This window comes from Methanococcoides sp. AM1, assembly GCF_900774055.1.
Lineage (GTDB): Archaea > Halobacteriota > Methanosarcinia > Methanosarcinales > Methanosarcinaceae > Methanococcoides.
Map to the genome: position 1 here is coordinate 72,031 of NZ_CAAGSW010000002.1, position 18,611 is coordinate 90,641.

Here is an 18,611-nt window from a genome sequence, read left to right on the forward strand (position 1 = left end):
TCTCTAACTACCGGCAGTCTTTGATCAAAGGCCTTCAGGAAGAACTTGAAGCTGCCGGCTCTATTTTAATTGAAGATATTGCATTACGGATACGTGAGATCGGTTTCTCATGCCGGATGTGTGGAAGCTGTTGCAAAAGATCCGGTGGGGACAACCGTGTTTTTCTTACATCTGCGGACAAGGAAATGCTTAAAAGTTGTTCGGTATGTCCGGAAGATGCTGCAATTCCAATGCTTCCGGATGGGATGGATATGTATTCTTCCTCTTCTGTTCGTGAACATCTTCATGAGTTCGAGATCGACTCGAAAGGACGGCTGAACACTTTTGGCTGGATGCTTAAAAGGAAGGGGTGTGGAGATTGCTTCTTTGTTGGGGATGAAGCGGATCATGAGGCTAAAGCGGGGGGAGTTGGCGAATCGAACCGTTGCAGTATCTATGCTAACAGGTCGATGCTTTGCAGAACATATCCTTTCTATATTGACAACGGAGAGTTGAATACTTCTGAGTGTGAGGGTTTGGGAGATGACATATCTCATGAGGATTCCGTTGTTCTTGCGAGGGATCTGATTGACAGGTATATCACAGAAATAAATGATACTATCCACCTTTATGAGAACTTTGAGGGGATCCAAAACTCTTCTGATTCACTCGATATTTTCAATAATAACCTTGCTAATGGGGATCTTGTATTTGTTATTCACGATAGTAATGGGAGTTCCGTCTTTTCACTTAATTTATATAAGTAATCATCTTCATCGATTGTTTTATTTATAAGATAAACCTTACTTGCAGTGATTACCATGGCCAATAGTAATGATCATCCAATGACGATCTCAGAGAAGATCTTTTCCAAAGCTTCAGGAAAAACGGTAAAAGCAGGAGAGTTTGTACTTGCGAACATTGATCGTGCAATGACCCACGACATCACAGGACCGCTTGCAGTAGATGGTTTCTACGATATCATGCGTGACAAGGACGAAAAAAAGGTGTGGGACCCAAGCAAGATAGTGATCGTTTTTGACCATCAGGTCCCTGCAGATTCCCTCCATGCATCTGCAAACCATATTATGCTCAGGAAATTTGCAAAGGAGCAGGGCATACTGAACTATGACGTTTATGAAGGTGTCTGTCATCAGGTTATGCCTGAGATGGGACATGTAAGACCCGGTGATCTTATCGTGGGTTCAGATTCACACACATGTGCATATGGTTCCCTTGGTGCTTTCTCTACCGGTGTCGGATCGACCGATATGGCTGCAGTTTTCGCATCCGGAAAGCTCTGGTTCAAGGTTCCTGACACGATCAGGTTCGAGGTCAATGGCAAGTTGCCAAAACACGTCTATTCCAAGGATCTCATCCTGCACCTGATCGGTGATGTCGGTGCAGAGGGTGCCAGGTACATGGCAGCTGAATATGCTGGTTCCACCATCGAAGGTCTTTCCATTTCAGAACGTATGACAGTTTCCAACATGGCTATTGAAATGGGCGGGAAAGCAGGTATAATTGAGCCTGACAAGGTAACAGAGGCATACCTTCAGGAACGTATCCCTGATTACAAACTGGACCCATACTGGAAATCCGATGAGGAAGCGGAATACGCAGAGTTCCACGATTATGATGTATCTGATCTTGAACCACAGGTCGCATGTCCTCATAATGTTGACAATGTAAAGCCGGTAACTGAAGTTGAAGGTACCAAGCTTGACCAGATCTTTGTTGGTTCCTGTACCAATGGTCGCTTTGAGGATATCAAGATCGTAGCTGAGATGATGGGCGATGAACCAGTTGCAAAAGGCGTACGTCTGCTCATTATCCCTGCATCAAGGACAGAATACATGAAGGTGCTGCGTGCAGGATACGTAGAGCAGTTCATGGAAGCTGGTGCAATGGTCGAGTCTCCATGCTGTGGACCATGTATGGGTGGGTCCTTTGGTCTGCTCGGTGATGGTGAGGTAGGTCTGGCTACTTCCAACCGTAACTTCAAGGGTAGGGAAGGCAGTCCGGAATCATTCGTATATCTCAGTTCACCTGCAACCGCTGCAGCATCTGCACTTACAGGTGAGATCACTGATCCAAGAAAGATCTGAGAGACGTCTCTCAGTTCTCTTTTTTTTACGCGGTGACCAAAACAGATATATCTGAATATTGATTAGTGAATCAAGACGTTGGATTATAAACCAACAAAGATTCCGTCATATTTTGTAGGATTACAAGCCAACGTCACATTGCTTCTCATTCTTCACGTCATTATTTTCCAAAAAGAAAGCTGGTCCGTTATTTCTGGAACAGCTGTTTTATTATGTCTCTTGCACTGAGTATTCCTACCGGTCGGTAGGAAGCACCTACGGTTTCTTCAGACATGACGATCAAGCGGTGTACTTTTTTGTTCACCATCAGGTCTGCAGCATCACGAACGGTAGAGGATGGATTGATCGTTTCTACTAAATCGGACATAATGTCTTCAACGGAAGAGATCTCCCAATTCTTGTCCTTCATCTTGCGTAGGATATCCACATCAGATATGACACCAAAGGTCTCACCGTTTTCTTCTATAGCTACTATAGCGGAGACATTATTATCTGCCATTGTTCTGGCTATTTCAACAGCATTTGAGTCCATTGGTACTGTTACTACTCCCCTTGTCATAACGTCTTTGACCTGTATGTTTTCTGCTATCAATTGCATTCCTCCCTATATCTCCAGAATATTCAGTATTCAGCGTTCGATACCTACAGCATATGGTTACTGTTACAATATTTATTTTTGAATAGCTAGCTATAAATAAGCATCGGGTAATTGAAATCCTTTTTAAAGGAGTAGCACAATAGCTAAGTTATCCGATCTTATGTTTCGGATAAATGTTTAATAATCAAGTTTACAGTAGAAAAGATTTTATAATGGAGTTTTCCCAATGACTGATGCAGATATGTCTGTTCTGAACGAAGTATTTGATGTGATAATGGATCGCAAGAACAATCCTGTGGAGGGATCATATGTTTGTTCTCTTCTTGAACACAGGAAAGGTATCAATAAGATCCTTGAAAAAGTAGGTGAAGAGACCGCAGAAACTATTCTTGCTGTAAAGGACAATGACAAAAAAGAGATCATCTACGAGACTTCTGACCTTTTGTTCCATCTTCTTGTCATGCTGGCGGCAACAGGTGTAAGTCTTGAAGACATCTCAGAAGAAATGAAAAAAAGAAGGCATTAAGGTCGTATCAGTATACGACCAGTTCATGCAATACGTCTGTTTTTGAGATCATTCCTTTTGGAACTCCCTCAACTGTGACAATTAGTCTGCCGATGTTGTGATCATCGAACATTTTCACAGCATCACTAAGGGATAATTCACCGTCGATCGTGATGATGTTCTTTGTCATGATATCTTTTACTTTGAGGTTGATCTTGCCACTTGCAAGAGTTTCCCCGATATCCATGAAAGTTGCTATGCCTACGATCCTTCCGTGCTCTTCTACCGGAGCACCATGTATCTTGTTTTTGATAAATACACGTGCAGCTTCCTGAATGGTTGCATTTGCATCGACAGAAATAGTATCTTTCTTTATATAATGTTTAACAGATTTCTTTGGCAGGGATACCATTTCGGTGATCTTGAACAGTAACAGATTTTCTGTATCATCTCGCCCAACTACCTCACCTCTTACTATCAGGCGGTTTACCGGTGTGGGTCCTACCTGAACAAGGTCTCCTCCGGTGAATTCCTTGATATTTCCAAGCACTTTTAGTCTGCCGCTGCACATTTCAGGGTGTCTTACCGTTGTAAAACTGATCTCTGCAACAGTCGCTCCTTTTACAATATCCTCATTTCTGTATAGTGGAACTTCGGCTTCTTTGTCCATGCTTGTAACATTCAGTGCTTCATATGCTGCACCTGTGGCACGATAACCACCTTTTGGGCCGGGTACTCCTTCGACTAGTCCCAGCATTTTGAGCGATTGCATCTGGTTCCTTACGGTGCCTGGGTTCCTGTCTATAAGCTCAGCGATCTCTTCGCCCTTTACTGCTGAATCCTTCTGACGTTGAAGGTTGATCAATTCGATAATTATCTCTTTTTGAATAGGTGTAAGTTCCATGAGATCACCGTTTTATTCCGATAAACTTACTCAAAAGAAGTATATATACATGTTGTAGGATTTGAAATGGATGATAATGAAAAATACCTCTCAAGGAACAAAACTATATAGCTTATGGGAGTTTCAGCCTGAATATAAAGGTAAAAATTATGATATTTGAGAAGATCCATACTGTCCCTACTTCTGATGAACTTTTAGATAAGGCATTTCGAAGAGCTACGCGTGCAAAAGCAGGCAAGACCGTAAGGGACAAGGATAGTGCCATGAGGGCGCATGAATCAATGATCATGACCTCCGGCAATATTCTTTCTGATAACCTGTCTAACATAGTCAGGCGTTTCCCGAATTTTGATGATCTCCCTGATTTTTACTATGAGCTCGCTGACATAGTGGTCGGTGTTGATGATCTGCGTTTAGCTCTTGGGTCGGTTGACTGGGCAAGTAACAAGCTTCATGAGATCTCCAGGGAGTATGTTGGTAAGATTCGTAGTAGCAAGGATCCGGTTTCAACACGCAAAGAGGCGTTTGGGCGTATGGCATCTATAATATCAACTGTCAGTAAACATCTTATTTTCCTGAATGAAGCCCGCAATTTGCTAAGAAAGCTTCCTGATGTGCGTGATGAGCCTACCATTGTTGTGGCTGGCTATCCGAACGTGGGAAAATCCAGCTTTGTTTCAATGGTTACCGGTGCAAGTCCGGAAGTTGCATCCTATCCTTTCACTACCAAAGGTGTTCTGATAGGTCATTTCATGCGAGGTCTTGAACGTTATCAGGTGATCGATACTCCTGGTCTTCTGGACAGGCCGATGGCTGATCGAAATGATGTTGAAAGGCAGGCAGTAACTGCTATAAAATATCTGGATGCTGTTGTGCTCTTTATCCTTGATGCAAGTGAGACCTGTGGCTATGAGATCGAAGACCAGAAGCGTTTGCTTGATGAAGTTGTCCAGAACTTCGAACTGCCGGTCTATGTGGTGGCAAACAAATCTGATCATGACAGGTTCGAGATGCCGGATTTCGTAGATGTGAAGATGTCTACTGCTACCGGTGAGAATATTGATTCCATTGTAGACAGGCTTGTCGAAATGATTGACGAGAACAAAAAAGAAAATGAAGATGATCAGTCTCTCTTTGACTGATCAAAGCACTTTTTTCATTATCTCAAGTGCCCTGTTGATATCCTCCATGGATGTGGCATAAGAGATCCTTATATATCCGTCACCGTTCTGTCCAAAGGCGGTTCCCGGTACAACTACAACACCGTTGGATATCAGTTTTGCAGCAACTTCTGCACTGTCATCCACTTTTGGGAACATGTAAAATGCACCTTTTGGGGTTTCACATTCCATTCCGAGCTCATTAACGCCTTTAACGAGGACATCCCGGCGTCTTTTAAACTCATCACGCATTTCAAATACTGACTCCTGTGGTCCGGTGATAGCTGCAAGTGCTGCCTTTTGTGCAATTGAGTTCGCACAGGCCTGCACATACTGGTGAACTTTCAGCATCTGTTCCGTGTACTCCTGATTGGCAGCGGTATAACCTACTCGCCATCCGGTCATAGAGTATGTCTTGGAAACTGCATTGATGGTGATCACATTATCAGTGAACTGTGCAGGGCTGACGTGTTCGCCTTCATAGATGAAGTACTCATATACCTCGTCAGAAATGAGAGTTACATTATGGTCGTCTGCAATATCGGCATAAGCCTTCATGTCGGCCTTTGAAAGTACTCCGCCGGTGGGATTGCATGGTGAGTTAACGATAATTGCTTTTGTTTTCGGTGTGATCCTCTCAAGGACGTCCTCCGGTCTCATGGTCAGGTCTTCACCGAGCGGAACTCCGACCACTTTTCCTCCCATGAATCCCGTTAGTGCATTGTATGATACAAATCCGGGATCTGCGATCATGACCTCGTCACCGGGGTTGACAAGTGCTGCAAGAGCTATCTCGAGTGCTTCGGATGCTCCTGATGTTACTATGATGCCGTCCGGGCTGACCTTGAATCCATTGTCCCGTTCGAACTTGCGGCTCAATGCTTCTCTTAATTCTACAATGCCTGATCCGTAGGTATATCCTGTAAAGCCCTCATTAATAGCATCGATAGCTGCCTGCCGTATATGTGCAGGTGTGTCAAAGTCGGGCTGGCCAAGGCCAAGGTTGATAGCGTCTGAGCCGGCAGCTTCGAACATCTTCCTGATGCCGGAGATATCTACATTGAGAACCCTTTGCGCAAATTCTTTGGAACTCATGATAACTCCTTTTCACTCAAGCTTGGCGTGACGTGATTTCAGATCGTCCTCGGAAGCTCCGGTGATGGAAATTAGTTCTGCCACCAGTGCATCCAGGAAAACAAGTGATGATATTTCAAAGGATGTTCCAAGAGGCGTCAGGTGTGAATATTCTCCACGCATATGCCTTTCGAGGTAGCCCCCGACATCGTCCTTTGTTCTTCCTTTGATCTCCATAGTGTTGTCAGAAAGATTGCCAAGTGTTGAGTCCTTGTTCGATGTTACTGTGATAAGTGTTGCACCGATATCTTTTGTGATCCTGCCAAGGTCTGAGATCGATCTCGTTTCTCCTGATCCTGATATTGCAATTACTGCATCTCCTTTACGGACTGCAGGGGTAGTTGATTCTCCGACCACATAGGATCGAAGGCCAAGGTGCATCAGGCGCATTGCAAATGCTTTTCCTACGAGACCGGAACGACCTGCACCCATGACAAAGATGCTGTCTGCTTCCATTATGTGCGTTATCATCTGTCTGATGTCTTCTATGTCAATGCTTTCGGCTACACTTTCGAGATGATGTGCCATAAGCTCAATGGATGAGATCAAATGTTCGCACTTTGTTGAAGATATTATATCTTTCATTAGCTATATTCCTCCCTTATCTCAAGGGCAAGTATCAGCGGTTACCTCAGTCTTTGTATATAATTTCTTTTATGTTCCATCCTTCTATCTTTTTGAATTCATCTGAAAGCTTGGTAATATCTGAATCGTCGCCGTTCCAGTAGATGTCCAGGCTGGCATCATCAGTCTTCAGTTCTTTGATAATATTCTCTGCCAGATGGAAAAGTGCTTTGTTGCTGTGGAATGGCACATTGAACATGGCGCGATATCCATTATTTGCTTTAGCATATGATACCAGCACATATCCATTGCTTTCATAGTTGGTTATGGAATCAAAATCACATATAAGCTCGGTTTCGTATACTGCTGATTTGTCTACTTTTGAGATGGCAATAAGAGTCTGGCCTACTACGACATCAGGGGTCTGACGGCCAAACCATACCGATATCTTACCATAAGTGCAGACAACGTTCACGTCATCACTTCCCATCTCATAGGATGAAAGGGAATGGACCGGGACGTTGGTCCTGGATCTATCGTAAGAGTTTTCCATTAATGTACCACGCGGTTATTTGTTTGACACAAGTGCACTTATCATGTCGCGATCTTTTTTCAGCGTTTTTAACTTATTTGCAGGACCGATTACAGTAAGCCGGGTGCGTACTACGTTCTTCTTGAACAGCTTTCCTATCAATGACCCATCTATCTGTGAAGGGTAGCTCTCCATTTCAATACCTGCAAAATCATCCGGCTGGATCTGTGTCATGGTCATTTCGATAAGAGTTGCCTCCTCCTCAGGGGTAAGTCCTTTCTCAAGAACAAGGATCTTTCCACTCTTGACCTCATCTATAATAAATCTGATCTTCTCAACAGGCGGCATCTTTGCAAGCCTGTCCTCTGAGACCAGATCCATTTGAATACCCTGCATTGCAATCACCCGAACCTCTTAGCGATCTCGTCATAGAAAGTTTCTATGTTCTTTCCTTCAAGGGCGGATATTGCTACCATTGGGTGCTGTGGGAATGCTTCCCTTATTGTGGAAGGGGATGACTCCGGCAGGTCTACCTTGTTCGCAACGATCAGCAGAGGCAGGCTCCGTGCCTCCATGTTGCCTATGACAGTTACGTTGACCTGGGTGTAAGGGTCCTCTGTAGCATCCATCACAAGGATGACTCCGTCAAGGTTCTCCAGCCATTTAACAGCTTCAATAACACCTTCGGTAGCTTCCTTTGCTCTTCTCTTGGATTCTGCTTCGTTCATACCCTGTTCCATGAACTCATGGAAATCGATCTTAGTAGCAAGACCGGGGGTATCAATGATATCCAGGCTGATGGATCCGCCGTTGGACTGTATGGTCACACCTTCTCGACGCCTTGCACGACGTGTTTCGTGAGCAATGTGTGAAACAGAACCCATTGCGTCACCGGTCCAGTCCCTGACTATCCTGTTTGCAAGAGTTGTCTTTCCAGCATTGGGTGGACCATATATTCCTATCCTTGCATTCTTTTTGTTAAACAACTTTTTGAAGAAGCTTGAAAAATTTTTCCTAAAAGATCTTATTACGCCCATCCATTTCCTCCGACTTAGATAGTGATATCTATTAAAATCTATGATGATTTGATATTACTCATACCTTATAAATAATCGCTTAAATCTCCATGATCCTGTTCCTTCCTGACATTTAGATCATTATTTGTTCTGTACAATTGCCATTGACAGATTGATCGCAAATTCTGCAATATTTGCTCCGTACTCTCCTATTCTGTCGATACTGTCTGCCACTGTCCCCAGGGCCACAATAGCTTCAGGAGACTCAAGATCAAGAAGTGATGCATTTAGTTCATTGATCCTTGCTTTCGTACCATCTACCTTTGAGATCACCTGGTTGGCAAGATCAGTGTTCTGGTTGTATAATGCATCTATGGCATCTTCCACCATATCTCTCGAAGTAGTGCTGGAGCTTTCGATGAGTGTCATGGTCTCTTCCGGGATCGGGATTTCAAGGGTTGCTGCTATCTTTGCGATCTTAAGTGCATGGTCTGCGATACGTTCCAGTGAACTTGCAGAAAGGCGGAGGTCGTGGTACTCATCAATTGTGGTTTCTGATGTGTCAGGAAGGCGACTTCCCCTAAGTACTGTCCTGAATTGTTTTGAAATAAGCAGGAAAAGCCTGTCCACTTCATCATCACGTTCGATAACATCAAGCGCAAGGTCACGGTCCTGATTTTTCAGTGCCTGCATTGCATCCTTTAACATTGAATTTGAGATCAGGAACATTCTTCTGACACTCTTCTTAATTGAAACCTCGCTGGGGTTCAAAAGGTCCTGGATCAGCACAGAGTTTGCGGTCTCTTCGATGATCTCCGGTCCAATGAGCTTGTAACAGATATTCCTTATGATCTTCTTCTGATCAGCCTGTATCCGGTTGGCCCGGATCTCTATCCTGTCAGGACCAGATAGATAGGCCGCTATCAGAAGTCTTACAAGTTCATCTCCAAAACATGCGTTAACATCAATTATTTTCTTTTTTTTAGGGTTCCTGGAACTTCCTTCGGCTGCAATGTTGAGGGTTCCGTCTTGCTGTGGTTGGAGCGTTACCTGTGAGCCGGTTGTAATTCCGACACGCTCAGCCCACTTCTTTGGCAGGGATACAATATATGTAGAACCGCCGGTTTGCTGTATCTTCCTGGTTTCGATAAAAATCACCTATACTGACGCGTTATTATATATAGTGATATATATTACACTGTTCGTATATAGCTTTACAGCACGAACCAGTTAATGCATATAAAATTATTTATGAATTATAAGGGATATTGATGTGACCCTCAATACCCATACTTCCCAATAAGTGGTACAAAAATAACAGCTCCCCAACCCTTGTAGCTGACATTGCCTTCACTGTCCTTTCTTACGACGACAAGCTGCTGCTCATCGTTGCCAACAGGGATTACCATTATGCCTTCAGCTGCCAGTTGCTCAATAAGTGGTCGTGGAACGTCCGGTGCTGCAGAGGTCACACTGATCCGTTCATATGGTGCATGTTCGGTCAGACCACAGGAACCATCATCCTGAAGGACGGTGACATTTCTGTATCCTGCTTTTTCGAGGTTCTTCTCTGCAAAATAGGCCAGGTCGGGTATGCGTTCTACTGTATAGATGTGACCTTCATCCCCGACAAGTTCTGCCATTACAGCAGCATTGTAGCCCGAACCACTTCCAACTTCCAGGATCTTCATTCCCTTGGAAATCTCCAGCAGTTCACACATGATCGCGACCATGTGCGGTGCCGAGATGGTCTGGTTATGTCCGATCGGAAGCGGCAGGTCTATGTATGCGGAGTCCTGCAGTTCCTCTGGTACAAAAAAATGCCTTGGGACGCGCATCATCGCGTCAAGTACTCTGTCACTTATCCTGTTTACTTTCAGTGAATCGATCAGTATCTTTCTTCTCTCTTCGAACTCCATGAAGTCTTTGCCTCTCCCCATCCTCTTTTATGTGCTTCGGTAGCAAAGATACGCTTGATATACTTAGCAGGAACTCGATCCCCTTTACGGGACTGGAATCCTCCATCCCTTATCTTGATCTTGGTTATGTGGAAATCCTTCCTTTCAGCATTGTAGTTCTGGCCTACAATGAACTCGAATTCTCCAGACACTCGTTTTTCCACAGAAGTGGATCCGTTGCGGACCTTTATTGAGATCTTTGTGGTCACTTCATCGGTGGCACGTCCCCATATTACATCGATATTCTCGATCTCCTCGCGGTCCAACCGGCGGCCGCCTGATTCGAGCGCAGTGACGATGATCGGGTATACTTCATCTGCATCTTCATCGTCTACCACAAGTTCATCATCGACATAGATCATTTCACCGGCGTCGATATTTGTGTGAAGTGTGAATGAAACGTCATCCTTGCTGACGATAACCTTAACTTTAACGGGCTTTTTTTCTTCGATGGTAGCGGGATGCACTGCTCCGCATTCGTGGCATTGGACTACAGGGTTCTGCCCTGGTCTTAAAACATCATGTCCCACTGCATCCTTTGGTGAACACATTGGGCAAACTACTATTACTTCCTCTGTCATGGTCTCTGTCCTTATGATTGTTGGGGGTGTGTATAAACTTAACCATGAAGAATGATCAGCTCATTGAAGCAGCGTGTGCAGCAATGAATTCGCGGATAAGTTTTGTACCAAGGATAGCAGTTTGACCGCTGTCATATTCCGGTGCGATCTCCACCAGATCGAAACCTGTGGACAGGGGAGCCAATCCTCTTACGATGTCCCGTACTTCCACAGAGCTAAGGCCGAATGGTTCCGGTGTTCCCAGTGCAGGTGCATATGCCGGATCAAGGACATCCATGTCCAGTGACAGGTATATGCTTTCGCAGTCAAGGTATTCCTTTATTTCCCGGACAAGTACTTCCGGTCCTTTTTTGGTAACGTCCTCAGGTGTATAATAACAGATGTCGTTATCTTTTGCGAAATCCCATTCTTCCTTTGGGCCGCTTCGTACTCCTATGGTCACGTAATTATCAGTGACCTCGTCAAGTATATGTCTTGACACGCAGGCATGATTGTATTTCACACCTTCAAATTCGTCGCGAAGATCAAAATGTGCATCCAGTACGACAACACCAAAGTTGTCCTCTGCGTTTTTCGCACAGGCTTTGACACATGGCAGGGTAAGTGAGTGTTCTCCCCCCATCATAATGGGTATCTTTCTTTCATCAGTAATTCCGATGACATCCAGATAGAGCTCACTAAGCACATCATCAATAAGAACTCCTGCCTCGAAGTTTCCTGCATCGTGTATAGGAAGTTCGGCAAGATCAATATCAAAAAAAGAGTTATAACTTTCAAAGTTTGCAGAGGTACTCCGCATAGCATCCGGAGCCCATCTGCTCCCAGCACGGAATGAGGATGTACGATCAAATGGTACTCCAAAAATGACGTATCTGGCAGATTCGTAATCCGCCAGCGCATCCATCATGCCAGGCTGGTAGAACATAATATCCCTTAAATGGGTTTATCTAAGGTCGATCTTCATTTTGCCCATAGATGTAAGGTATGTGATATCTCCGCCTTCAACGATCCTGTCCTTGAACTGTTCAGGGATCGAAAGTTCGAATGTGGAGTAATCTTCCATATCCATGAGTTGAGCAACATCTCCTGAAATGGATAATACCTGTGCTGTCTTACGTTCTACGATTGGAACGTATGTCTTAGCGGAAACTGAGCTTATAATGGAACGCTTCTGGCCATCGAAGATACCAATTGCTTCGATCCTTGCCTTTGCAGAACCATGCTTACCTGGTTTTGATTTTGTGATGCCTTTGATTACACATGGCTCATCATCTACAAGTACGTACTTACCTTCTTTAAGTTCTTTAACCTCTACCTGCTGTTTCATTTATGATCCTCCTGTCACTCGTAAAAAAGCGTCAAGTTTTTTATTAATGGATAAATCTGTGCTTATAATTCTACGTTCTGTATAAGAAGTTAACGTATAAAGCCTTTCAAATGGATGGATGTTTCAAAAGTATTTAAAATCCTGTCCTTCCGATAGCTATCTGTGTCAATTTTCTTTTTAAAGTCCGGGGTCTTCAAGCTTTCTTTTTGAAGCTTTCCATTTTGATACCATTCTAGGAAAGCTTGTGCGGTCAAAAATAACCGGTTTGCCAAGAACTTCCGTTCCATCCTTTCATTTTCAGCTCATAAAGTTATTGTTTAGCTCATTTTGTACCACAAAAAGGTCACTTCATCTCTTTGAGAAGTTCGTTCTCAAGTCTCTTCCTTCTATTGCGATATCGTAACCATCCTACTCCAAGATATCCTGAGATCCCAATGGCTATCAATATGGCTATGACTATGAGTGGATAGGTTGTTTCGACAAGAAGCGGGTTGAGATTCTCCCTTTGCTCATAAGTGGGATACATTATATCTCGTATGTCATTGCTATGTCCAAGTCCCAGGGCATGACCAAGTTCATGGGTAACAAGTTGCTCCATATTGGCATCACCGTATTGTTGCCAGGAAAAACCTTTGTAATCCCCTACCTCCAGGACAATGTCTGCGTGTATGTATCGGCCATTAGCGATCATGGGTCTGCAAAAACCGGCAACTCCTTCTTCTGCACCGGTAACTTCTTCCATGTTCTCCACCCACATTATGTAGATGTCTGCATCAGAAGTATTGGTAAGTTCAAAAACAGGTGTATAACTAAGCTTCCCGTTTCCACCGCTTTCCCAATATTGGAGCGCCCTGATCACTGTGGGCTGATATGAGGGGCTGTAATGGGTTGGTATGTTCTGCTCATCTATATATACTGTAATTGGTGAATGATCCCATGGTTCCTCTAAGAATTTAGGATATTCCTTTTCACCTAGCAGGGTTGATCCTGGAATTACAAGTGCAATTAAGAGCAGTATCGTGATAATTGCTTTTCTGGTGTTCATAATCTCTCATTCGTTGCAAGGTTGCTTGCTACATTAGAGTTTATTTTAAAAGGATATGTCCTTTTTGGGAGGTTGCAAATTCTGGAAGTTAATTGTATACTTTGTACCTGAACTTCCATCAATATGGATCTCACCATGGATCTGTTCCACAAGTTCATTTACTATTTTCAGGCCAAGTGTATCTATTTCTAATATGTCCTTCACAGGAAGTCCAATCCCGTCATCTTCTACCACAAGAGTGAACTGATCATCAAATTGCTGGGAACTAATGGAGATGGTTCCCCTTCCATCCGGGAAAGCATATTTGAAACTGTTTATGATGATCTCATTTAATATCAACCCCAGGTGCGTTGCGGTATCAAAGCTCATGAAAATATCCTCAGATTCGATATTTATATCTATGAACTCGGTCTGATGTTCGTTCATGTGGGACAGGTAGTTTACTACATCCTGTACATAATTACAAAAATTGATCTTCCCCATCTCTTTTGAACGGTAAAGTTTCTCATTGGCAATTGCTATTGAATGGACTCTGTCCCTGCTTTTCTCGAATGCGTCAACGATCGCCGGGTCCTCGAACTTGGATGATTCAAGGTCAAGAAGGCTGGAAATTATCTGTAGATTGTTCTTGATCCGATGATGTATTTCTTTCTCATGGATCTCCTCTGCTTTGATAAGGGCCTCTTCAGCTCTTTTCCTTTCCGTTATATCTTCGCCTGAGCATAAGGCGCCGATGATCTCTCCCTCTCTGTTACGTAGGGGTGAGTTGTGCCACTGTATGTCTTTCTCCTTACCATCTAATCTCAGTATCGGGGCTTCGAAGCTTTCCATATCTCTTGTGTTTCCCTCGATGAACTGGTGGAATTGTCGTCTTCCCTCTTCTCTGTATCTTTCGGGCACCAGTGTTTCGCAAAAGTCCTCTCCGATCAAAGAGCCATCGTCACAACCGATGATCTCGCATCCTTTTTTGTTTAAGAGCTGTATCTTTCGGTTAGTATCGAAAACAGTGAGCATAACTCCGGCAATGTCCAGGTAATTGCGTGCAAGGTTGCGTTCAGATTCGTTCTTCTCGTTAAGCTCCTTGATCTTAAGAAGTGATCGGATCCTTGTTTTAAGCTCCAGCTGATCGACGGGTTTTGTCAGGAACTCATCAGCACCGGCTTCAAACCCTTTTATGCGGTCTTTCCTGTTTGAAAGGGCGGATACTATTATTATAGGTATTAATTGGGTACGTGGATCATTTTTCAATATGTTGCAAACTTCGTATCCTTCTATATCAGGCATCATTACGTCTATCAGAACAAGGTCGATATCTTCTTTTTTAGTGATATCAAGGCCCTCTTTTCCATTGTAAGCAGTCAGTACCTCATAGTCAGGATCCAGGTAGGCCTCCATCAGTTCTAAGATCCTCTGATTGTCATCTACAACCAGTATTTTTTGTAAAGCATGGTTCTGCAATCTGGTTACCTTCCTGTGGACAAAATTGTTATATCGAAGGATATTTACTCACGTAACAGGTTTCCTTTGCTAAGCTTGTATATATAGTAAACTATTATCTTCCGGGATGCATATTTTTTTGAATAGTATGGTCTCTGTCTTTTCTATTTTCAGCAGTGCCATATAATGCAGGAAACCTTGAAATATGTTGGCGAAAACTTCCACCTATGCGTAATATCATTGTTATTCTGTTCTTTCTATGTTCTGTCCTTTCACTATCGGGATGCGTTGGGCCGGATGAACCCGCTCCGGAGCTAACCGTTACTTTTGCAAATGTGACGGAGGTAATCGATGGGGATACATTTGTCATATCCACTGGTGAAAAGGTCCGTCTTATCGGAGTGGACACTCCTGAACGGGGGGAACCATATTATGAAGAAGCAAAGCAGTATATGGTCGATAATCTTCCTGGTAGAACGGTCAGACTTGAAGCAGATGTAAGCGATACGGATCGATATGGACGTCTGTTAAGATATGTCTGGATTGATGGTAGTATGGTGAACAATGATCTGGTACTTTCGGGACTGGCGGTTTCAAAAACATATGAACCGGATACATACTACCAGGATCAATTGGATGGGTCTGAATCCTATGCAAGGGAAATGGGCGTGGGGCTATGGTCCGGGGATTCCTCCCAGCAAGTAACAAAGACCATTATTTCGTATCTTGATGCAGGAAGATATGTGGGGCAGGTAGTAACGGTTGAGGGCACTGTGGTCCGCACGGCAAAACACGATGGGAATGGTATTGTTTACCTCAATTTCCATGATCCTTATGATGGATATTTTACTGTAGTGATCTGGTCGGACGATTGGGACAGATTCCCTCAGAGTCCTGAGCTTTACTATGATGGTAAGCATGTGCTGGTGACCGGGAAGGTAATTGAGTACAAAGGCAGTCCTGAGATAATTGTTGAGGATCATACTGAAATTGTGATCGTAAGTGATTGAAAAAGATCATTATTCTTTTTTGAGAACATAAGATTAATAATTGGTTATGTCGAATCATATCAACATGCAAAAAAGCATAGCTGTAGTTTTTGATAGTGCAGGCACCCTGTTACACATGTATCGTGTGGCCAAGGATATTGGCAGCGGCGAAATGATCACTGGTGTGGAAAGTACCGCTCTTGTAGCTCAGCGCAAAGGTCGTGCACTGATAGTGCTTCACACTGAGCCGGCTGTGATCCTTAGTGTTGACCGCAATATGCGGGTCATTGATTTCATTGATGATCATGGTATAACTATCGATATCAGTTGTGCAAGTATTCCTTTTTCTTTGGACGAAGCTTATGACATAATCAAGGATAGCAATATTAAGGTGGGGGATATCCTTCAGGTGGTCGATGTGGTGAAGGCGCATTGTCCAAAAATATTCTATGTGGCAGCAGGCATTATCGTTGATAGCAACGATCACTCTGTTCCATATGTACTAAGTACAGGAGGTCGCATGTTCCATGATACTAAGGATACTGTCGATCAATTGAGAGCACGGGGGGCGGATGTCTATATTGCATCAGGTGACAGCCGACGAAATCTCAGGCAGCTTGCGGAATGCATCGATGTACCGATGGGGCGGGTTTATGATATTGCCACTACCCGCGAAAAGGCACGTATAATCCTTGACCTGAAAGAGAAATATGACCGGGTTTTGATGGTTGGTGATGGTCTTAATGATATTCTTGCCTTAAGGGCTGCGGATATTGGTGTTGTAACCCTTCAACAGGGGGATGAACGCCCTGAAAAACTGGAGAGGTCTGCAGATATAGTGATCAGGGATATCAGGGAAGTTCTGGACATAGTTGATTCTCTTTAATGCAATTTTTACTGTTGTCTGAATGTGATATTGCTTCGTTAGATATTGTTTTTGAATGTTAACGGCGATATGCCAATGCGTTATGTTTATGTACTGCATTATGTAATGCTGATATGTCCGTAGAGGATAAAATCTTAATAATGTTTAAATTTCAAACATAGTATAAGCGACACTTTAGCGGTTTTGTACAGAAAGTACAAATCTGTTAAGTAGCATAAAATATCATATAATAACTAGGTACTTACTCTCAACCATATCGGAGGAAATCAAATGTCATTGTTCATTGAGGTCAAAGACCTGACCATATCTTATGATGGTGTTAATGTTCTGAAAAACATCAATCTTAACATCAATGAAGGTGAGGTCATTGGAGTTTTGGGTCGAAGCGGTGCAGGAAAGACAATCTTGATGCACGCTTTGAGGGGAGCCGAGGAATATGAGAATATCTCCGGTTCGATCATCTATCATCTGGCACGATGTAATAAATGTGGTCATATCGATCCGCCCAGCAAGGTAGGTGAAACATGCCGTCACTGTAAGGATGACGTGATGAAAGCATTTGATGCGGACTTTGTTGCATTGTCCCTTCATGCTAACGAACGCAGAAATGTTTCCAAAAGGATCGCGATCATGCTCCAGCGTACGTTCGCACTGTATGGCGATGACCAGGTAGTTGCAAACGTCATGAACTCTCTTACTGAGATCGGTTACACTGGTAATGATGCTATGTCAAGGGCAATGGAGCTTCTTGAGGACGTACGATTGTCCCATCGCATGATGCATGTTGCACGTGACTTAAGTGGTGGAGAAAAACAGAGGGTAGTCCTTGCAAGACAACTTGTAAGAAACCCAATGCTGCTTCTTGCCGATGAACCTACGGGTACCCTTGACCCAAGGACTGCAGATGTTGTCCACGATGTCATCGAAAGGGCTGTTAAAGCTTACAATATGACCATGGTCATTACATCTCACTGGTCAGATGTTATCGAGGAGCTTGCAGATAAGGCTATCATCCTCGACGATGGCGAGGTTGTCATGGAGGGTGATCCTCATGAGGTTGCCACTGAGTTCATGAAGATGGTATCACACATTGAAAAGAACGAGAATATCGTTCTTGGTGAACCAATTATCGATGTCAAGAACCTCGTTAAAAAATACATCTCTGTTACCAGGGGTGTCGTACATGCTGTCAATGACGTTTCTTTTGAGGTAAAGGAAGGAGAGATCTTTGGTCTTGCAGGTACCAGTGGTGCAGGGAAGACAACAACCTCTGAGATCCTCATGGGTATCGTGCAACCTACAAAAGGTGATATTCGCGTGCGTGTGGGCGATGAATGGATCGATATGACAATTCCGGGTCCTGACAACAGAGGTCGGGCTACCAAATACATGGGTATCCTGCATCAGGAATACGGACTCTACACTCACAGAAGTATCATTGATAATCTTACAGAGTCCATTGGTATCGACCTTCCTTATGAGCTTGCAGTTCGCAAGGCAATAAAGACACTAATTGCTACTGGTTTCTCTGAAGAGAAAGCAAAGTCGATCCTGCCAAAGATGGCTGATGACATAAGTGAGGGTGAGAGGCACAGGGTTGCTCTTGCACAGATCCTTATGAAAGAGCCTAACATCATTGTGATGGATGAGCCTACGGGTACAATGGACCCGATCACAAAGATCGAAGTTACAAGGTCTATCCTTAAGGCACGTGATGAGATGGGTGACACATTCGTTATCGTGTCACACGACATGGACTTCCTGCAGGAAGCATGTGATCGCGTCGCACTAATGAGGGATGCTAAGATAGTAGCTGTTGGCGAACCAAACGACGTTCTTTCCCAGCTTACCGAAGAAGAACGCTTACTTGTTGCTCAGGAAGCATAAG

21 protein-coding genes are annotated in these 18,611 nt (G+C 43.7%); 7 read left to right on the forward strand and 14 right to left on the reverse strand.

Annotation, left to right across the window (positions count from 1 at the left end; translation table 11 throughout):
• Positions 1 to 20 precede the first annotated feature (20 nt).
• A complete protein-coding gene (locus E7X57_RS03045) occupies positions 21 to 746 on the forward strand; it encodes a YkgJ family cysteine cluster protein (RefSeq protein ID WP_167880870.1) in 726 nt (241 codons plus the stop codon).
• Between the two features lie 54 nt (positions 747 to 800).
• Complete coding sequence (locus tag E7X57_RS03050; RefSeq protein WP_210409021.1) at positions 801 to 2,087, forward strand: 3-isopropylmalate dehydratase large subunit; 1,287 nt, start codon at positions 801 to 803, stop codon at positions 2,085 to 2,087.
• A 187-nt stretch (positions 2,088 to 2,274) separates the two neighbouring features.
• Here the strand turns inward: E7X57_RS03050 and E7X57_RS03055 are convergent, their stop codons facing one another.
• On the reverse strand, positions 2,275 to 2,679 hold the full coding sequence (locus E7X57_RS03055; protein ID WP_244603577.1) for a cyclic nucleotide-binding/CBS domain-containing protein: 405 nt from the start codon (positions 2,677 to 2,679) through the stop codon (positions 2,275 to 2,277).
• 232 nt (positions 2,680 to 2,911) lie between these two features.
• Here E7X57_RS03055 and hisE point away from each other — a divergent pair, with 232 nt between their 5' ends.
• Entirely contained in the window at positions 2,912 to 3,211 is a 300-nt protein-coding gene (gene hisE / locus E7X57_RS03060; RefSeq protein ID WP_135610446.1) for a phosphoribosyl-ATP diphosphatase, read from the forward strand.
• 7 nt (positions 3,212 to 3,218) lie between these two features.
• On the opposite strand, the gene E7X57_RS03065 is transcribed toward hisE, so the two are convergent.
• Entirely contained in the window at positions 3,219 to 4,094 is an 876-nt protein-coding gene (locus E7X57_RS03065; protein WP_135610448.1) for a CBS domain-containing protein, read from the reverse strand.
• A 149-nt stretch (positions 4,095 to 4,243) separates the two neighbouring features.
• On the opposite strand from E7X57_RS03065, the gene E7X57_RS03070 reads away from it, so the two are divergent.
• Positions 4,244 to 5,236 carry an NOG1 family protein gene (locus E7X57_RS03070; RefSeq protein ID WP_210409022.1) on the forward strand — a complete coding sequence of 331 codons (993 nt, stop codon included), beginning with the start codon at positions 4,244 to 4,246 and terminating at the stop codon, positions 5,234 to 5,236.
• Here E7X57_RS03070 and E7X57_RS03075 read toward each other — a convergent pair whose 3' ends face one another.
• The 12 genes from E7X57_RS03075 to E7X57_RS03130 form a co-directional block, all read right to left on the reverse strand.
• The gene (locus tag E7X57_RS03075; protein WP_135610452.1) at positions 5,237 to 6,349 is read right to left on the reverse strand and encodes a pyridoxal phosphate-dependent aminotransferase; all 1,113 of its coding nucleotides are present in this window, start codon (positions 6,347 to 6,349) and stop codon (positions 5,237 to 5,239) included.
• Between the two features lie 12 nt (positions 6,350 to 6,361).
• Entirely contained in the window at positions 6,362 to 6,973 is a 612-nt protein-coding gene (hxlB, locus tag E7X57_RS03080; RefSeq protein ID WP_135610455.1) for a 6-phospho-3-hexuloisomerase, read from the reverse strand.
• 46 nt (positions 6,974 to 7,019) lie between these two features.
• Positions 7,020 to 7,505 carry a hypothetical protein gene (locus E7X57_RS03085; protein WP_135610457.1) on the reverse strand — a complete coding sequence of 162 codons (486 nt, stop codon included), beginning with the start codon at positions 7,503 to 7,505 and terminating at the stop codon, positions 7,020 to 7,022.
• Between the two features lie 15 nt (positions 7,506 to 7,520).
• A complete protein-coding gene (locus E7X57_RS03090; RefSeq protein WP_135610459.1) occupies positions 7,521 to 7,880 on the reverse strand; it encodes a DUF2073 domain-containing protein in 360 nt (119 codons plus the stop codon).
• A 5-nt stretch (positions 7,881 to 7,885) separates the two neighbouring features.
• Positions 7,886 to 8,521 (reverse strand): Era-like GTP-binding protein, encoded by a 636-nt coding sequence (locus E7X57_RS03095; RefSeq protein WP_135610462.1) that lies wholly within the window; start codon positions 8,519 to 8,521, stop codon positions 7,886 to 7,888.
• A 120-nt stretch (positions 8,522 to 8,641) separates the two neighbouring features.
• Complete coding sequence (locus E7X57_RS03100; protein WP_371413153.1) at positions 8,642 to 9,658, reverse strand: PhoU domain-containing protein; 1,017 nt, start codon at positions 9,656 to 9,658, stop codon at positions 8,642 to 8,644.
• A 122-nt stretch (positions 9,659 to 9,780) separates the two neighbouring features.
• Positions 9,781 to 10,419 (reverse strand): protein-L-isoaspartate O-methyltransferase, encoded by a 639-nt coding sequence (locus E7X57_RS03105; protein ID WP_135610464.1) that lies wholly within the window; start codon positions 10,417 to 10,419, stop codon positions 9,781 to 9,783.
• Positions 10,389 to 11,039, reverse strand: coding sequence for an HVO_0476 family zinc finger protein (locus E7X57_RS03110; protein ID WP_135610465.1), 651 nt, complete (start codon positions 11,037 to 11,039; stop codon positions 10,389 to 10,391). Before E7X57_RS03110 ends, E7X57_RS03105 begins: the two co-directional genes overlap by 31 nt.
• Before the next feature lie 55 nt (positions 11,040 to 11,094).
• On the reverse strand, positions 11,095 to 11,964 hold the full coding sequence (gene speB, locus E7X57_RS03115) for an agmatinase (RefSeq protein ID WP_135610467.1): 870 nt from the start codon (positions 11,962 to 11,964) through the stop codon (positions 11,095 to 11,097).
• 18 nt (positions 11,965 to 11,982) lie between these two features.
• A complete protein-coding gene (locus E7X57_RS03120) occupies positions 11,983 to 12,366 on the reverse strand; it encodes a translation initiation factor IF-5A (protein WP_135610469.1) in 384 nt (127 codons plus the stop codon).
• 343 nt (positions 12,367 to 12,709) lie between these two features.
• Complete coding sequence (locus tag E7X57_RS03125; RefSeq protein ID WP_135610471.1) at positions 12,710 to 13,411, reverse strand: matrixin family metalloprotease; 702 nt, start codon at positions 13,409 to 13,411, stop codon at positions 12,710 to 12,712.
• A 45-nt stretch (positions 13,412 to 13,456) separates the two neighbouring features.
• Positions 13,457 to 14,869 (reverse strand): response regulator, encoded by a 1,413-nt coding sequence (locus E7X57_RS03130; RefSeq protein ID WP_167880871.1) that lies wholly within the window; start codon positions 14,867 to 14,869, stop codon positions 13,457 to 13,459.
• A gap of 206 nt (positions 14,870 to 15,075) precedes the next feature.
• Here E7X57_RS03130 and E7X57_RS03135 point away from each other — a divergent pair, with 206 nt between their 5' ends.
• From E7X57_RS03135 to atwA, 3 genes are all read left to right on the forward strand, one after another.
• On the forward strand, positions 15,076 to 15,858 hold the full coding sequence (locus tag E7X57_RS03135; RefSeq protein ID WP_135610475.1) for a thermonuclease family protein: 783 nt from the start codon (positions 15,076 to 15,078) through the stop codon (positions 15,856 to 15,858).
• Between the two features lie 64 nt (positions 15,859 to 15,922).
• Positions 15,923 to 16,723, forward strand: a complete 801-nt coding sequence (locus E7X57_RS03140; protein ID WP_135610477.1) for an HAD family hydrolase — start codon at positions 15,923 to 15,925, stop codon at positions 16,721 to 16,723.
• A gap of 270 nt (positions 16,724 to 16,993) precedes the next feature.
• Positions 16,994 to 18,610, forward strand: coding sequence for a methyl coenzyme M reductase system, component A2 (atwA, locus tag E7X57_RS03145; protein WP_135610480.1), 1,617 nt, complete (start codon positions 16,994 to 16,996; stop codon positions 18,608 to 18,610).
• The last annotated feature ends 1 nt before the right edge of the window (position 18,611 follow it).

What these genes read in the sequence shown, in the direction of transcription:
- hisE (WP_135610446.1), top strand. Translation starts at nt 2,912, where the DNA reads ATGACTGATGCAGATATGTCTGTTCTGAACGAAGTATTTGATGTGATA.
- E7X57_RS03110 (WP_135610465.1), bottom strand. Translation starts at nt 11,039, where the DNA reads ATGACAGAGGAAGTAATAGTAGTTTGCCCAATGTGTTCACCAAAGGAT.
- speB (WP_135610467.1), bottom strand. Translation starts at nt 11,964, where the DNA reads ATGTTCTACCAGCCTGGCATGATGGATGCGCTGGCGGATTACGAATCT.
- E7X57_RS03050 (WP_210409021.1), top strand. Translation starts at nt 801, where the DNA reads ATGGCCAATAGTAATGATCATCCAATGACGATCTCAGAGAAGATCTTT.
- E7X57_RS03095 (WP_135610462.1), bottom strand. Translation starts at nt 8,521, where the DNA reads ATGGGCGTAATAAGATCTTTTAGGAAAAATTTTTCAAGCTTCTTCAAA.
- E7X57_RS03120 (WP_135610469.1), bottom strand. Translation starts at nt 12,366, where the DNA reads ATGAAACAGCAGGTAGAGGTTAAAGAACTTAAAGAAGGTAAGTACGTA.
- E7X57_RS03125 (WP_135610471.1), bottom strand. Translation starts at nt 13,411, where the DNA reads ATGAACACCAGAAAAGCAATTATCACGATACTGCTCTTAATTGCACTT.
- E7X57_RS03085 (WP_135610457.1), bottom strand. Translation starts at nt 7,505, where the DNA reads ATGGAAAACTCTTACGATAGATCCAGGACCAACGTCCCGGTCCATTCC.
- E7X57_RS03065 (WP_135610448.1), bottom strand. Translation starts at nt 4,094, where the DNA reads ATGGAACTTACACCTATTCAAAAAGAGATAATTATCGAATTGATCAAC.
- E7X57_RS03140 (WP_135610477.1), top strand. Translation starts at nt 15,923, where the DNA reads ATGCAAAAAAGCATAGCTGTAGTTTTTGATAGTGCAGGCACCCTGTTA.
- E7X57_RS03090 (WP_135610459.1), bottom strand. Translation starts at nt 7,880, where the DNA reads ATGCAGGGTATTCAAATGGATCTGGTCTCAGAGGACAGGCTTGCAAAG.
- E7X57_RS03105 (WP_135610464.1), bottom strand. Translation starts at nt 10,419, where the DNA reads ATGGAGTTCGAAGAGAGAAGAAAGATACTGATCGATTCACTGAAAGTA.
- hxlB (WP_135610455.1), bottom strand. Translation starts at nt 6,973, where the DNA reads ATGAAAGATATAATATCTTCAACAAAGTGCGAACATTTGATCTCATCC.
- atwA (WP_135610480.1), top strand. Translation starts at nt 16,994, where the DNA reads ATGTCATTGTTCATTGAGGTCAAAGACCTGACCATATCTTATGATGGT.
- E7X57_RS03135 (WP_135610475.1), top strand. Translation starts at nt 15,076, where the DNA reads ATGCGTAATATCATTGTTATTCTGTTCTTTCTATGTTCTGTCCTTTCA.
- E7X57_RS03070 (WP_210409022.1), top strand. Translation starts at nt 4,244, where the DNA reads ATGATATTTGAGAAGATCCATACTGTCCCTACTTCTGATGAACTTTTA.
- E7X57_RS03075 (WP_135610452.1), bottom strand. Translation starts at nt 6,349, where the DNA reads ATGAGTTCCAAAGAATTTGCGCAAAGGGTTCTCAATGTAGATATCTCC.